The sequence below is a fragment of the Microbulbifer agarilyticus genome (assembly GCF_020171345.1).
In the GTDB taxonomy this organism is placed as follows: Bacteria; Pseudomonadota; Gammaproteobacteria; order Pseudomonadales; family Cellvibrionaceae; genus Microbulbifer; species Microbulbifer agarilyticus_D.
The window spans coordinates 1,147,317-1,162,183 of record NZ_JAIUZM010000001.1 but is presented as its reverse complement, the minus strand read 5'-3'; the positions used below and the strand labels follow the sequence as shown (position 1 = coordinate 1,162,183).

Annotated in this window: 15 protein-coding genes; 11 read left to right on the top strand and 4 right to left on the bottom strand. The window is 57.3% G+C overall.

The window, feature by feature from the left end:
• Positions 1-3 precede the first annotated feature (3 nt).
• A complete protein-coding gene (locus LCM31_RS04800; protein ID WP_224867987.1) occupies positions 4-2,877 on the bottom strand; it encodes a TonB-dependent receptor plug domain-containing protein in 2,874 nt (957 codons plus the stop codon).
• Between the two features lie 128 nt (positions 2,878-3,005).
• Entirely contained in the window at positions 3,006-3,896 is an 891-nt protein-coding gene (locus tag LCM31_RS04795; protein WP_224867985.1) for a CHAD domain-containing protein, read from the bottom strand.
• A 76-nt stretch (positions 3,897-3,972) separates the two neighbouring features.
• Between LCM31_RS04795 and ubiE the strand changes: the two genes are divergently transcribed.
• From ubiE to LCM31_RS04750, 9 genes are all read left to right on the top strand, one after another.
• A complete protein-coding gene (gene ubiE, locus LCM31_RS04790) occupies positions 3,973-4,722 on the top strand; it encodes a bifunctional demethylmenaquinone methyltransferase/2-methoxy-6-polyprenyl-1,4-benzoquinol methylase UbiE (RefSeq protein WP_224867983.1) in 750 nt (249 codons plus the stop codon).
• 186 nt (positions 4,723-4,908) lie between these two features.
• Positions 4,909-5,580 (top strand): ubiquinone biosynthesis accessory factor UbiJ, encoded by a 672-nt coding sequence (locus tag LCM31_RS04785; protein WP_222231153.1) that lies wholly within the window; start codon positions 4,909-4,911, stop codon positions 5,578-5,580.
• Position 5,581: 1 nt separating this feature from the next.
• Positions 5,582-7,216: a ubiquinone biosynthesis regulatory protein kinase UbiB gene (gene ubiB, locus LCM31_RS04780; protein WP_224867981.1), complete on the top strand. Its 1,635-nt coding sequence runs from the start codon at positions 5,582-5,584 to the stop codon at positions 7,214-7,216.
• 119 nt (positions 7,217-7,335) lie between these two features.
• Positions 7,336-7,746, top strand: coding sequence for a phosphoribosyl-AMP cyclohydrolase (hisI, locus tag LCM31_RS04775; protein ID WP_404804122.1), 411 nt, complete (start codon positions 7,336-7,338; stop codon positions 7,744-7,746).
• A complete protein-coding gene (locus LCM31_RS04770) occupies positions 7,743-8,090 on the top strand; it encodes a phosphoribosyl-ATP diphosphatase (protein WP_224867977.1) in 348 nt (115 codons plus the stop codon). Before hisI ends, LCM31_RS04770 begins: the two co-directional genes overlap by 4 nt.
• Positions 8,091-8,139: 49 nt before the next feature.
• Positions 8,140-8,382 (top strand): twin-arginine translocase TatA/TatE family subunit, encoded by a 243-nt coding sequence (tatA, locus tag LCM31_RS04765; RefSeq protein WP_224867975.1) that lies wholly within the window; start codon positions 8,140-8,142, stop codon positions 8,380-8,382.
• A 51-nt stretch (positions 8,383-8,433) separates the two neighbouring features.
• The gene (tatB, locus tag LCM31_RS04760) at positions 8,434-9,144 is read left to right on the top strand and encodes a Sec-independent protein translocase protein TatB (RefSeq protein ID WP_224867974.1); all 711 of its coding nucleotides are present in this window, start codon (positions 8,434-8,436) and stop codon (positions 9,142-9,144) included.
• Complete coding sequence (gene tatC / locus LCM31_RS04755; RefSeq protein ID WP_224867972.1) at positions 9,141-9,881, top strand: twin-arginine translocase subunit TatC; 741 nt, start codon at positions 9,141-9,143, stop codon at positions 9,879-9,881. Before tatB ends, tatC begins: the two co-directional genes overlap by 4 nt.
• A gap of 94 nt (positions 9,882-9,975) precedes the next feature.
• The gene (locus tag LCM31_RS04750) at positions 9,976-10,758 is read left to right on the top strand and encodes an esterase/lipase family protein (protein ID WP_224867970.1); all 783 of its coding nucleotides are present in this window, start codon (positions 9,976-9,978) and stop codon (positions 10,756-10,758) included.
• Positions 10,759-10,800: 42 nt separating this feature from the next.
• Here the strand turns inward: LCM31_RS04750 and LCM31_RS04745 are convergent, their stop codons facing one another.
• Entirely contained in the window at positions 10,801-11,034 is a 234-nt protein-coding gene (locus LCM31_RS04745) for a hypothetical protein (RefSeq protein WP_224867969.1), read from the bottom strand.
• Between LCM31_RS04745 and LCM31_RS04740 the strand changes: the two genes are divergently transcribed.
• Positions 11,033-12,241 (top strand): aminopeptidase, encoded by a 1,209-nt coding sequence (locus LCM31_RS04740; protein WP_224867968.1) that lies wholly within the window; start codon positions 11,033-11,035, stop codon positions 12,239-12,241. The genes LCM31_RS04745 and LCM31_RS04740 overlap by 2 nt on opposite strands.
• Here the strand turns inward: LCM31_RS04740 and dtd are convergent.
• Positions 12,172-12,618, bottom strand: coding sequence for a D-aminoacyl-tRNA deacylase (gene dtd / locus LCM31_RS04735; RefSeq protein WP_224867967.1), 447 nt, complete (start codon positions 12,616-12,618; stop codon positions 12,172-12,174). The genes LCM31_RS04740 and dtd overlap by 70 nt on opposite strands.
• A gap of 96 nt (positions 12,619-12,714) precedes the next feature.
• On the opposite strand from dtd, the gene LCM31_RS04730 reads away from it, so the two are divergent.
• Positions 12,715-14,862 (top strand): prolyl oligopeptidase family serine peptidase, encoded by a 2,148-nt coding sequence (locus LCM31_RS04730; protein WP_224867966.1) that lies wholly within the window; start codon positions 12,715-12,717, stop codon positions 14,860-14,862.
• The last annotated feature ends 5 nt before the right edge of the window (positions 14,863-14,867 follow it).

Sequence of the window (14,867 nt, the reverse complement as noted above, 5' to 3'; positions counted from 1 at the left end):
ATTTTAGAAGGTGTAGTTTGCACCCAGGTAGAAGCTGCGACCCATGGTGTCATACATGCCGGAGCCACCACCAGTACCAGTCAGGAATGCTGGTGGCTCTTTGTCTTCCAAGTTGTTAATGCCGCCGTATACTTCGACTTTATCCTGATACAGATAGCTAGTACGCAGACTGTTGTAGCGAACTTCGCCTGTGTAGCTAGGAGCTGAAGCCTCTGGACGTTCTAGGCCGATGTCGTACAGCGCCTGGTCACCAATGTAACGGTGACCCCAATTAACGGAGAGGTCGCCATAGCGGTAGGTAACGTTCATGTTATAGGCATCTTCTGGGTCACCCAGTTCGCCAGCTACAGGATCGACGCTATCAGGCTCGTTCTGGAACGAGAAATCGTCGCGCTCGAGCAGGCGGGTTCCCTGTATAGCCAGGCTCAGGCTTCCGAATTCAGACTTGAACAGGTCGGCCAGTTCGAGGTCGTAACGTAGCTCGTAGTCCACACCGCGTGCTGTGAGCTTGGAGGCGTTTAGAGCTGAGCTAGTCAGAGAGGTCAGGTCACCGTTAGCGGCTCGCTCGATATTTCCGCAGAAAGCGTTATTGATGGAAGCACCGTCAACACACTTGTCCAAAATGGTCTGCCCGCTGTAATAGGAAATCGCATCTTCGATTTCGATATCCCAGTAGTCCACAGTCAGGGTAAGGCCGTCGGCGAAGCGTGGAGTAATTACCATGCCGTAGGTCAAAGTGGTTGCGGTTTCTTCCATCAGATCAGGATTGCCGCCACTGAAGCCGCCAAGGGTCGGGCCGCCATTCCAGGGGGATTCATAATCTGCGGCCAGTCCCAGAGCGGCACAGTTCGCACGACGTAGCTCGGGGTCAGGTGCGCTACCCAGTTCGCGGTAGTCACAGGGGTCATTGACGTTATAGAAGTTCTCACCCAGCGGGGCGAAGAGCTCATCGATATTTGGTGCACGTACGGCCTGAGAAGTGGTGGCTCGAACGCGCACGTCGTCGATGATGGTCCAGTCAAGGCCCGCTTTCCAAGCACCAGTGTTACCTACGGTGGAGTAGTCTGCAGCGCGATAGGCGGTATCAAACATTAGGCTCTGTACACCTGGCAGGTCGGCGAGCAGAGGCGCAGATACTTCGACGAAAACTTCTGTAACGTCATATTCGCCATCGGTGGACGCTAACGCATTCATGAATGTATCGCCATTTTTGATGATTTCATCGAAATCAACAAAGCTGGTTTCTTCGCGATATTCAAAGCCACCCACTACAGACAGCGGGCCCGCAGGAAGATCGATCAAATCGCCGGTTACGAAGCCGGAGGCCACGGTTTGGGTCATTTTCTCTACAGAGCCGGTGTCGTCGAGCATTACCCAGTCGACGGCTTCTTGAGAGTTCAGGCCGAAACCGAACATATTCAGTGGCTGACAGCCGGCCGCTCGAGCTTCTTCATCCGCACAAACAATTTCACCGTCAAGTTCGACAGCATCGATGGCTTGTTCAAAACGTTCGTTGTAGCGGTTGTTTACATAGAAAATATCGGCGTTGTACTCGCCGTATACCAGGCTGGTTTCATAGGTCCAGCCACCGCCCAGTTCACCTTTAAGGCCAGTCACAAAGCGCATGGTCTCACGCTCTGCCAAATCACCGCGGTAGCCCAAGTCGGAATGCATACGGTACATGCCAAACGCAGGAACTCCATCGGCTACCAAGCGGTCGGATAGGTCTTTGTCAAGGAATGGGTTGGTGGACGAATAACCGTTGTAGCTAAAACTCGCCTGTCCCCAGCTTTCTGCTTCATGATTTACATATTTCGCTTCACCGAATAGCTGCATGGTGTCAGAAATATCGAAGTGGCCTTTCAGGAATACATTAGTCGTATCCATACTTGGGTACATTTGGTACTGGCCAACAAAGGCGTAGCCGTCACCACCGGAGCAGCGGCCGTTAATGTCACATACATCACCGGGGATCACCGGACGTGCAGTCCCGTCATTATTAAAGGTGTAATCGCCGTAAGGAAGGAAGGCGATACCGTTGTCGCTGATAAACGGAATGCGATAGTCCTGGACTACGATTCTGTCGGGCACACCATTGTCAGGAATGACTGCACCGGTGTCGGGGTCTACATCGGCAGGGTTTACCAAAGTGCCGTAACCTTTAGTAATCCAGTCACGTTCAGTACCGTATACATCACCACGAGTGGTGTGCTGAACGCTACCAGCGATATTCGCGCGACCATCTAAAAAGTTCTGCCCGAAGGTGACAGAAAGTTCAGTAGTTTCCGCACCACCACGTTCGGTATCGCTGCCGAAAGCACTGACCTTGACGCCTTCGAAGTCGTCTTTAAGGATGAAGTTTACTACGCCAGATACCGCATCCGCACCGTAGATAGCAGAAGCGCCACCTGTGATCACGTCGACGCGCTCAACCAGATCTTCTGGGATAGTGTTGACGTCCACTGCGGATGTACCAATGGATGAGGAAATGTGGCGGCGCCCATCTTGCAGCACCAATGTGCGAGAGGTACCGAGACCACGCAAGTCCAAAAGGTTCAAGCCTACGGTGCCGATGAAGCGACCGGAGTTTTGGCCGGAGAACGTGGAGCGCAGTGCGGGCATGGTGTTGAGGAAGTCACCCAAGTTGGTCTCGCCGCTCAGGCTGATGTCTTCAGCTGTCAAAGAGGTGACAGGCGTCGGGCTAACTGCGTTCGGGCGAGCGATACGCGAGCCGGTCACAGTTACTTGCTCGATAGCTCCGTCATCAATGCTGGTAGCGTCCGCCGGTTCGGAGGCTTGCTGCGCAAATGCAGGTGCTGCACCAACTGCAGCGAGAATGGCCCCGCGGATGGCCATAGAAAGTGCATTAGTTTTCATTATCTCCCCTCTAAGCATTTTATAGGTCTAAAACGGCAGTCAGAATTTTGTGCCGTATATATGTAACGAATGGGACGAAAGTACCCTCAATAACTAATGTGGCAAAACGAAAAGTTGTTACTAATCAGTCACTTACTAAGGGGGCAGCTTGGCTGTAGGAAAAGACTCTCACAAAGTTGTTGTATTTCGATGCGTAGCTGCTGTAATCGCTGATTTGCCTGCTCCAACAATGCGCGCTGCTCGCTGGCCATTTCGGGCGTGTCATCCCCGTAGCGCGCAAGGTGCTGGCAAAGTAACCGCAGGTCGCGCCAGTCGCCCAGTGCGCTGGCCAGCTTTTGCAGGCCACGGGTGCGCGTGCCGATGGTTTCCGGGTAGTGTTCTTCCAGTAAGCGACTCTGGTACCACTGGTCTTTGACGCGTTTACGCAGCGTGTGGAAGTGCTCGTCTGTACTCATTGCAAAGGCGTGTCTCATGGCCTTGAATGCCCGCCGGTAGCTTTTGCAGTAGCCCAATTCAATATCGTCCCAGCTGGCGCCCTGAAAGTGCCAGCCATCAATTTTTATCAGCGCCAGTTGCAACGATTTTTCGGCCTGCGCCAGCAGCTTCTCTGTGTGCCCGTTATCCAGTCGGCCCTTCAGGTGCGCCGCCGTGTGTGGGAAACGCTCGGCTTCCAGTTGATCCTCCAGGGCGAGATGTAGCGATGCATTTTCGCGGCAGGTACTGAGGGCAGCATTAATGCTGCGGTAACGGGCATTTTCGGTGTGGTACAGGGTGTCGGTGGTGGTATTGGCGTAGCGGATAAGGCGCAACAGGGCGCGCAATTTTTTGCCGTGTTTACGCACGCTGTGGATGGCGTGGCCGTCTTCCGCCGACTGGCAGCAGGCGATGGCTGCATGCACCTGCGCGCGCGCAACCGCACGAATCGACGGGGCTAGTGGGTGCTTGCTGTGCAATTGATAAGACATAAGCAGGGCAGAAGCAGAACGGAAAGAGAGCGGCGTTGCCTCGAGTTTGCTCAAGTTTAGTCTGTGGCGGTGCCGATCAGGTCCGCCCCATGTACAATGTGGCCCTGAAATTTGGCGCAGCAGGCACAAGATGAGCGAACGCAAGACGACCCACTTCGGCTACCAGCAGGTACCGGTGGAGGAAAAGGCGGGACGAGTGGCGGATGTATTCCACTCGGTAGCGGCCCGCTATGACGTGATGAACGACCTGATGTCGGGTGGTGTCCACCGCCTGTGGAAACGCTTCACCATTGAGCTTTCTGCGGCGCGCCCGGGCCAGACGATCCTGGATATTGCCGGCGGTACCGGTGACCTGACCGCGCGCTTTTCCCGCATCGTTGGCCCTACCGGCAAGGTGGTGTTGGCGGATATCAATGCGTCCATGTTGAAGGTCGGCCGCGATCGCTTGCTGGACCGCGGCATTGCCGGCAATGTGGAGACGGTTCAGGCGGACGCCCAGTACCTGCCCTTCCCCGACAACACGTTTGATTGCATCACCATCGCGTTCGGTCTGCGCAACGTGACGGACAAAGACCTGGCGCTGCGCTCCATGCTGCGTGTGCTCAAACCTGGTGGGCGTCTGCTGGTGCTGGAGTTCTCCAAGCCGGAGTCGAAACTGCTGGAAAAGGTCTACGATCAGTATTCTTTCCGCCTGCTGCCGTTTATGGGCAAGCTGGTGGCGGACGATGCCGATAGCTATCGTTATCTGGCCGAGAGCATTCGTATGCACCCGGACCAGGAAACCCTCAAAGGCATGATGAGCGATGCCGGTTTTGTGGATTGTGAATTCCACAATATGACCGGTGGCATCGTGGCTTTGCATAAGGGCATCAAACCCTGACAATTTTTGAGTTTGGGGGCTCGGATTTCGCCTTGTGGCGGCGCCACTTCCGGTGTCTGTTCACAGGACACGCCGTAGACCCATCCATGGGGGCTCTGCACCGCCATCCCTGGCGGTGAAGGTCCTGCGAACAGACACCGGAAGCACCGCCTTCGCGTATAGCTTCCGGGCACTGAAAAAATAATCATGACCGATCCCACCTTCCGCGCCGGTTTTGACGCCACACTGGAAACCGCCATCAACACCGCCCTGCGTTACGACCCGGGCAGCCGCGCACGCCTCGGCAAACTTGCGGGCAAGGTGCTGGGGGTGAACCTCACGGCGCCGGCCATGTCCCTGTTCCTGTTTATCGACGACGAGGGTGAAGGTGGCTACATCGAAGTGCACAGCCGCTGGGATGGCGAGGTGACCACCGAGCTGTCCGGTTCTGCCCTGGCATTTATCCAGTTGCTGAGAAACCGCGATGCCACGCCGGCCAAACTGGGGGTGACGGTGCGCGGTTCCAGTGCACTGCTGGCAGAGCTGCAGTCGACCCTGCGCGAGCTGGATATCGACTGGGAAGAACCCGTCTCCAAGTTAATTGGCGATTCGCCGGCCCATCAGCTGGGCACCGGCGTGCGCATGGCGGCGAGCTGGCTGAAAGACGCGCTCGGCACCGCACCGAAAGCAACCGCGGAAGCGGTGAGTGAAGAGTGGCGCATGACACCGCCGCAGGCGCAGTTCGAAGCCTTTGCAGAGGATGTGGCCGAATTTTCCCACGGTGTGGACCGCCTGGAAGCGCGCCTGGCGATTTTGCAGCGCAAGTTTGCGGCGCAGGTAAAGGCCGCCAGCGGCAAGCCCGGGCAGGAGAAGCGTTGACGTGCCACTAGCGAGAAGCCTCACCATCGCGCGGGTGTTCCTGCGCTACCGACTGAATGAACTGGTGCCGGCGGAGTATCAGCCGCTGTGGTTGCGCACGCTGTGGGCGCCCTACAAGCTGTTGCCTGCGGGCAAAGCGAAAAACATGACCCGCGGCGAGCGCCTGCGCTGCGCACTGGAAGACCTCGGGCCTATTTATGTGAAGTTTGGCCAGTTGCTGTCCACGCGCCCGGACCTGCTGCCGCCGGACATGGTGCTGGAGCTGAACCAGCTCCAGGACAATGTGCCGCCGTTCCCAATCGACCAGTGTATCGACCGCATCGAGACATCGCTGGGTGCACCGGTGGATGAATTGTTTGCCGAGTTTGACCGCGAGCCGCTGGCGTCCGCGTCGGTGGCACAGGTACACGGTGCGCGCCTGAAAGATGAAAACGGCGAGCCAGGCCAATCGGTGGTGGTGAAGGTGCTGCGCCCTGGCATTAATAAGGTGATACAGCAGGACCTGCAATTACTGCGTTATATCGCCCGCTGGATCGAGCGCTATTTGCCGGACGGCCCACGCATGCGCCCGGTGGAGGTGGTGGAAGACTACCGCCACACCATTGAGGGCGAGCTGGACCTGGTGCGCGAGGCCTCCAACGGCTCCGAGCTCAAGCGCAACTTCGCCAATTCACCGCTGCTGTATGTGCCGGAAGTCTACTGGGACTACACCCGTGAGAACGTGCTGGTGCTGGAGCGCATCGACGGCATTCCGGTAACCGACCTGGAGCAGCTGCGCGCGCAGAACACCAATATGGAACTGCTGGCCGAACGCGGTGTGGAGATCTTCTTCAAGCAGGTGTTCGAGCACAACTTCTTCCACGCCGATATGCACCCGGGCAACATCTTTGTGTCCCGCGAACATCCGGATCGCCCCAAGTACATCGCCATCGATACCGCCATCGTCGGCAGCCTGACGCGCGAAGATCAGTACTACATGGCACGGAATATCCTCGCCATGTTCCGCCGCGACTACCGTATGGTCGCCGAATTGCATGTACAGAGCGGCTGGGTGCGCCGGGATACGCCGATCAACGCCTTCGAGTCCGCGATTCGCGCGGTGTGCGAGCCGATCTTTGAAAAGCCTCTGGGGGAAATCTCCTTTGCGCGCGTGTTAATCAGTTTGTTCCAGACTGCGCGGCGTTTTGAGATGGAAGTCCAGCCTCAGCTGGTACTTTTGCAGAAAACCTTGCTCAATATAGAAGGATTAGGGCGACAGCTTTATCCTCAGCTGGATCTGTGGAAGACTGCCCATCCGTTTCTCGAGCGATGGATGCGCGAGCGTATTCATCCCAAGACGATTGTCGGCGAAATTAAGCGATATGGGCCGGAGTGGCTGGAAAAATTGCCGCAATTGCCGCAAATGGCGTTTTCCGCTCTGGAACAGGGGCGCGAACTGGGTCCGCAGCTGCAGCAGCTGAGTGACCAGCTGGCGGGCAGCCGCCAACGGGGGCGCACCCGTTACGCGCGAATGATTGTCGGTGGCTTGCTGGCCGCAGGTGCTGCCCTGGTGGCATCACCGGGGTTACTGGCGCAGATACCGGCGGTCAGTTGGATGATGGGCGCGGCCGCGCTGGCGCTGCTGCTGTGGCCCTGAAGGTTTGGGCTCGGGGCTTTTAGTGAGTCCTGTCGAGAACCTCGAAAGGTCGGTCACACTCCGGCCTTTAGGCGAGGACCATGAGCCTACAATATCGAATGCAGTAAGGAATGCGAACGGTGAGTGAAACTGATTTCACAGAAGCAGTCAGCTGGAACAGCGACGGTCTGGTGCCTGCCATCGCGCAGGATGTTAAAACCGGCCGCGTGCTGATGATGGCGTGGATGAATGTCGAATCCCTGCGTCTAACCGCCGAGGAAGGGCGCGCGGTCTACTGGTCCCGCTCCCGCGGCAAGTTGTGGCGCAAGGGCGAGTCTTCCGGCCATGTACAGTTGGTGCGCGAGATGCGCCTCGATTGCGACGGCGACACCATTGTTCTGCTGGTCGAGCAGCTTGGCGGCATCGCCTGCCATACAGGTCGCACCAGTTGTTTCTATCAGGTACTGGAAAACGGCCAGTGGCAGGTTCGCCAGCCGGTCATCACCGACCCGAAAGAGATCTATTCAGGGGAGAAGAAGACCGCGTCATGAGTAATATGCTGACACAACTGGACCGGGTCCTGCGCATGCGCATGCAGGAAGCGGATGCCGACTCTTCCTATGTCGCCAGCCTGCACGCCAAGGGGCTGAACAAGATTTTGGAGAAGGTGGGTGAAGAGTCCACCGAGCTGGTGCTTGCCGCCAAGGACGCCGAGGGCAAGGGCGCCGGCAGCGACGAGTACCAGGCGATGATTTCGGAAACCGCGGATCTGTGGTTTCACTCCCTGGTGATGCTCAACCACTTGGGCGTGGACTCCCGCGCGGTACTGGATGAGCTGGGGCGTCGATTCGGCCTTTCCGGCCTCGAAGAAAAAGCGTCACGCAGCCAAGACTGACGGCGTGGATTGAACATACGAATTAAAGATTGAATCAGGAGCATTTCTTATGGGTATTAGCTGGCAACAATTGCTGATCTTGCTGGTCATCGTCCTGCTGATTTTCGGCACCAAGCGTTTGCGCAACCTCGGCGGCGACCTCGGTGGTGCCATCAAGGGCTTTAAAAAAGCCATGAAGGAAGAAGACAAAAAGGACGCGGAAGAAAAGGAACCGGAATTGCTGGAAAAAGACGAAGCCAGCAAGCCGCAACAGAAAACCTCTACCGAAGAAAAGCAGTCCCAGGATAAGTAAGGCCGATTTTCGGTTTTGCTTTGCATCCGTCGTTAACTGAGCGAGTAGCGCGTGTTTGATATCGGATTTTTTGAACTGCTGGTAATCGCGGCGGTGGGTTTGGTGGTCATTGGCCCCGAACGCCTGCCCGATGCGGTGCGTACTACCGTGCGCTGGTGGACCCAGATCAAGCAGACCCTGGGCAGCGCCAAGGAAGAGCTTGAGCGTGAAGTGGGCGCCGATGATATTCGGCGCGAACTGCACAACGAGCGAGTGTTGAAAGAGTTGCGCGAGAGCCAGCAGGCGATGGAGCGCACTTTTAGTGAGGCGGAGCGCAAGTTCGAAAAAGATCTGAAATCGGTAGAAGCGCAGGCGCAGGCACTGAAAGAAGACGCCGCCGCGCATGCAGAGCCGGCAGCGGTGGAAGCCAAGGAGGCGCCCAGCGAATTATCCGGGCCAGATCCTGAGGCGGACAAATTGCGACAGGCGGAGGACTACCTGCCGGAGGAAGACAAGCGTGCGCTCGCCGAAAGCAACCTCGACGACGACCATTTGCCGGAAGAAGAGGAAGAGCTGGAAGACCCGGATTATCCGGAGCATCTGCATGATCACGGCGAGCCGGAGCACAACCCGCACCACCCGGATCATTTCAAGCACGAGGAAGACGCGGCCTGGGCAGAAGTCGATCGCCTGGATCCGGCCGAGCCCGCGCCGTCTGCCGAGCAGGCGTCACCGCAGCCGCACACTGACAGTCCCACCGAGCCGGAAGACAAACGTCAATGAGTGAGAAAGACCAGCCGTTTATCGAGCACCTGATTGAGATGCGCGACCGCCTGCTGAAGACGCTGCTGGTGGTGGTGGCGATTTTTGCCTGTATGGTGCCCTTCGCCAACGATATCTATAACTTTGTTGCTGACCCGCTGCAGGCGCGCCTTACCGAAGGTGCGGGCATGATTGCCACCGAGGTGACCTCACCCTTTCTGACGCCGTTCAAAACGACCTTTGTACTGGCGTTTTTTGTGGCGATCCCGGTTGTGCTGTACCAGTTCTGGGCGTTTATTGCGCCGGGCCTGTACAAGCATGAAAAGCGCCTGATCGCGCCATTGATGATCTCCAGTATTTTCCTGTTTTACGCGGGTATGGCGTTTGCCTACTTCGTGGTGTTCCCGCTGATTTTTGAATTCTTTATCAGTTCGGCCCATGCGGATATCAAGGTGTTGCCGGATATCCGCAGTTACCTCGACCTGGCGCTGAAGCTGTTCTTCGCCTTTGGCTTTGCGTTCGAAATCCCGATCGCCACCCTGCTGCTGATCTGGAGTGGCGCGGTGACCGCCAAAGAATTGGCGCGCAAGCGTCCGTACGTCATCGTCGCCTGCTTTGCCATGGGCATGCTGCTGACCCCACCGGATGTCATCTCGCAGACCCTGCTTGCGGTGCCCATGTGGATTCTGTTTGAAGTCGGGATTTTCTTCGGCCGCTGGGTAAAACGCGGCAAACCCGAAGAAATAGAGGCCCAGTAACTGGCTGCAGCCATCTGCTCTCACCGTTTTGTCGTATGTTCTTATGTGAGGCAAAGTTGCCCAGGCTGGGACCTACGCAAACGGTGACGGTGACATGACGAAACGGGCAGTGCGGCGTGCAGGTGTAATTTTCGGCGCGGTCGTCTCGCTCACCCTGTCGCCGCTAATGTCGATTTTTGCGGCAACGCAGCAGGCACCCTCTCCGTACCCATGCGCCATTCTCCTGCACGGTATTACCAAAGATGCCTCGTCGATGACGGGCATCGAAAGCGTCCTGCGCGATGTTGGCTTTTACACCGTCAATCTCGACTACCCGTCAAAAAAACACCCCATTGAAACCCTCGCCGAGATGACCGTCCCCCGCGGCCTGCAGGCGTGCGAAAAAGCAGGTGCAGCGCCGGTGTATTTCGTTGCCCACTCCATGGGCAGCCTGCTGTTGCGGCAGTATTTTGACCAGCGCGATACCAGTATTGTTAAGCGCGCGGTCATGCTTGGCCCGCCCAATCAGGGCAGTCGCCTGGGGAATTTCCTCTCGTGTATTCCCATCATCAAGGATGTTAACGGCCCTGCGGGCAATCAGATGGGTATCGACGAGCGCAGCCTGCCCAGTCGCCTCGGCCCGGTGCGGTTCCCCCTGGGGGTTATTGCCGGTACGCGCTCGTTCAACCCGTTGTTCTCTGCAATTATCGACGGCAATGACGATGGCATTGTCGGTGTGCCGAGTACCTATGTAGAAGGCACTTGTGCGCGCGTCACCTATCCGTTAACCCATAACGGTTTGACGGGCAGTCAGCAGGTTATTGATCAGGTAGTGAGTTACCTTACGGAAGGGCGATTTATCGGCGAGGAGGTGGAGTACTTCGGCTGTGGCCAGTGACCGTTGAAATATCCCGTGAGTTTGGCGAGCAAAGTCGCGCCGTTAGCGCTCGAGAGCAGCTATGCTGCTGAACAATAGAATGGATACAAAAAGCACGAGCAGTTGCTCCCGGTGTTCCGGATCCGTTAACAGCTGAATGAAGGCGAGTGGCGGCAATAGTAGCGCGACCACACCCATGCCGCTGGAGCGGGCGAAACTCAGCCGGATCAAATAAATCCATAACACAATACCGAGCACCAGCGAAAATACCAGCGAAACGGCAGCGACGGGCGGCATGGACGACTCCCAGATAAAAACCTTTTCTCTCACCATAAACCTAGTCGGTTTGTTCCGCGGGGCGCGTATTTGGCGTCGCTTCACGCGGCTGTTGTCGTTGCTGGTGGCACTCTCAACGGCAATGTTGTTGGCCGGTTGTGAGACGGTGCATTTCTATTCACAGGCCGCCACCGGCCAGCTCAAGATCCTCGCCGGACGCGAGCCCATTGATCGCCTGCTGCGGAATGAAGAAACCGATCCAAAACTGCGCCGCCAGCTCGAATGGGTGCAAGCGATTCGCGGCTATGCGGCCGGCGAGCTGCACTTGCCAGTCGGCTCCGCCTACAGCGAATTTACCCAGTTGGAGCAGGAGTACGCGCTGTGGAACCTGGTGGCAGCGCCGGAATTCTCCCTGTCGCCCAAGCGCTGGTGTTACCCCATTGCCGGCTGCGCCAGTTACCGTGGTTATTTCAACAAGCGCGATGCCCAGGTCCAGGAGCGGCGTTTGCAGGCGCAGGGTTACGACGTGTATCTGGGCCCGGTGCCTGCCTATAGCACCCTCGGCTGGTTTGATGACCCGGTGTTGTCGAGCTTTGTGGACTGGAAGCCGGACCGCCTTGCCAGTCTACTGTTTCACGAGCTGGCGCACCGGCGTCTGTATATTGGCGGTGATACGCAATTCAATGAGAGTTTCGCCACCGCGGTCTCGCGCATTGCGCTGCCGGACTGGCGGCGCCGCAATGGCATCCCCGCGCCCAAGGTGGCTAATGTGGAGCAGGCGCGGCGGGTAAATGGTTTGATGGTGAGCGCACGCCGGCAGTTGCAGGCGCTGTACGCGTCGGACTTGAGTGTGCCGGCGAAGCGCCAGCGCAAGGCGCAAACCCTGCAGCGTCTGCGTTATTGCTACCGCAAGGAATCGGAAGGCTGGACCCAGGACGAAAAGTTCACCCAGATGATTGAGAAAACCAATAACGCCACCCTGGCGCTGGTCAGTGAGTACCAGTCGCAGGTACCTGCCTTTGTGCAGCTATATCGGGACAGCGGCAGTGACTGGGAAGCGTTTTATCGGGCTGTGGAACAGTTGGGTGCCCTGCCCAAGCCCGAGCGCAAGGCGCGCCTGGATGCGTTGACCAAGCGTATTCTCGGCTCGAATACGACTCAGGCCTCGAGTAAGAAAGTCACCGGACCGTCATTGCACAGCGATACCTGCATGTCGGCGGCGAACTGACCACCCGCCACCGGTAGCTCATCGGCCATTTTCGCCCGTGCCTGCCGCAGGAAGTATTCATACAGTTCGTTGGCCTGTTGCGGGCTGGCGCCGCGACTGAAACTCGGGCGCAGCCCCTTTGCGGTATCCGCTACCAGAGTGAACTGACTCACCACCAGTAGCCCGCCGCCGGCCTGTTGCACGTTGCGATTCATTTTGCCTTGCTCGTCACCGAAGATGCGATAGTGCAGCACCTTGTGCAGGAGCTTGTCCGCGGTATCCTCGGAATCACTGGCTTCGACACCCAAAAGCAGCAGAATGCCATGATCGATGGCGCCGACAGATTCACTACTGACTTCCACTTTCGCGTGTTTTACCCGTTGAACCAGGCCCTTCATCGACAACCTCTTCTAAAATGCGGATGACCGCTGGATGCGCGGCGGCGAATTTTCTAGATTAGCGCACTGATCCTCAATAAAAAACCGGAAATCCCGATGAACAAATCTGTCCTGACCCTGATCGCGGGGGCCGCTATTCCCGTGATTGCCGCGGTGGCAGCCATCACCGTGAACAGCGCGAACAGCGATAAGCCCGCCCAACAATACCCGGAAACCGCCACGGTCGAACAGCAGGATACGTATTTTGGTACCCAGGTGAGCGATCCCTATCGCTGGCTGGAAGATCAGGAGTCCAAGCCGGTAAAAGACTGGGTGAAGGCCCAGAACGATTTCGCCCTGCCTGCGCTGAAAGCGTTGCCCGGCTGGCAGAAGATCAACCACCGTTTGACCGAGTTGTGGCAGTACGAACGCTACGGGGTGCCCTACAAGAAGGCCGGGCAGGTCTTCTATCAATACAACGATGGCACCTGGGACCAGAGTGTTTTCTACAGTACCGCCGACATCAACAAGGAAGGCGGCGTGGTGTTGGATCCGCGCACGCTGAGCGACGATGGCACCATCGCCGCCAAACGCTATGCCGTAAGCCCCAATGGCCGCTACCTGGCCTACGGTACTTCCGATGGTGGCACCGACTGGACCGATTACCACGTGCGCGACCTGAAAACCCGCCGCATGCTGCCGGACCACCTCACCGGGATTAAATTCAGTGGCGCCACCTGGGCCAAGGATGAATCCGGTTTTTACTACAGCCGCTATCCGTTCAACAAAGACGGCAGTGCCGACGACAGCAAGCAGGTGGCGATCTACTTCCACAAAATCGGTGAGCCGCAAAGTAAGGATCAGCGGGTTTACCAAATCACCGACCACCCCACCCGTAATCCCGGTGCGCAGGTGACGGATGATGGGAAATATCTGTTGCTACCAATTTTCGATGGCTACGACAGCAACGGCATTTACTACAAAGACCTGACCAAGCCCGATGCTGAAGTGGTAAAACTGCTGGACGACTGGGATGCCCTCTATACCTTCCTCGGTAACAACGGCAAGACGTTCTATTTCGAAACCAATTCCGACGCGCCCAACGGTCGCGTGATCGCGATTGACCTGGATAAGCCAGAAAAAGCGAATTGGAAAAATCTGGTACCGGAACAGAACAACGCCCTGCAAGACACCAATCTGGTCGGCGGCCGCTTGGTACTGCACTATCTGGAAGATGCAAAATCCAAGGTGGTGGTAACCGACCTGAATGGCAAGCAACAGTACGAACTTAAGTTGCCCGGCGTGGGCACCGTGACCGGTTTTTATGGTGACCCGGATGACAACGAAACCTATTTCGAGTTCAGCAATTTCCTGATGCCGCCGAGCATTTACAAACTGGATGTGTCCACCGGCAAGAGTGAAAAAGTCAAAGCGCCCAAGTACCCGGCGGACTTTTCCGATTACGAAGTCGAGCAGCACTTCTTTACCAGCAAGGACGGCACCCGTGTGCCGATGTTCCTGGTGCATAAAAAGGGCATGAAAAAGGACGGGCAAAATCCAACCCTGCTGTATGGCTACGGTGGCTTCAATGCCGCGCAGCTGCCACGCTTCTACACCCGCTTTGCCGGCTGGTTGGATATGGGCGGCACACTCGCCATGGTGAGCCTGCGCGGCGGCAGTGAATACGGCAGCGCCTGGCACAAGGCCGGCACCAAGCTGCAAAAACAAAATGTGTTCGATGATTTTATTGGCGCAGCCGAATGGCTGATCGACGAAAAGATCACCTCACCGGAGAAACTGGGCATTATGGGTCGCTCCAATGGTGGGCTGTTGGTCGGTGCAACCGAGGTGCAGCGCCCTGAGCTGTTCAAGGTGGCGCTGCCCATCGTCGGCGTGCTGGACATGCTGCGCTACCATACCGCCTCGGCCAACGCACGCCAGTGGTCCAGCGATTACGGCCTGTCGGAAAATAAAGATGAGTTCGCCGCGCTCTACGCCTACTCCCCGGTGCATAACACCAAAAAAGGCACCTGCTACCCCGCCACCCTGATCACCACCGCCGACCGCGACGACCGTGTGGTGCCCTGGCATAGCTACAAGTTTGCCGCCGCGCTGCAGCGGGATCAGGGTTGCGATAACCCCGTCTATCTCGCGGTTGAGACCCGCGCGGGCCACGGTGCCGGCAAGCCGGTGTGGATGCAGGTGGAAGACTTTACCAACCAGTATGCGTTTCTTGCCCATGAACTGGGACTCGAGATCAAGTAATCTCG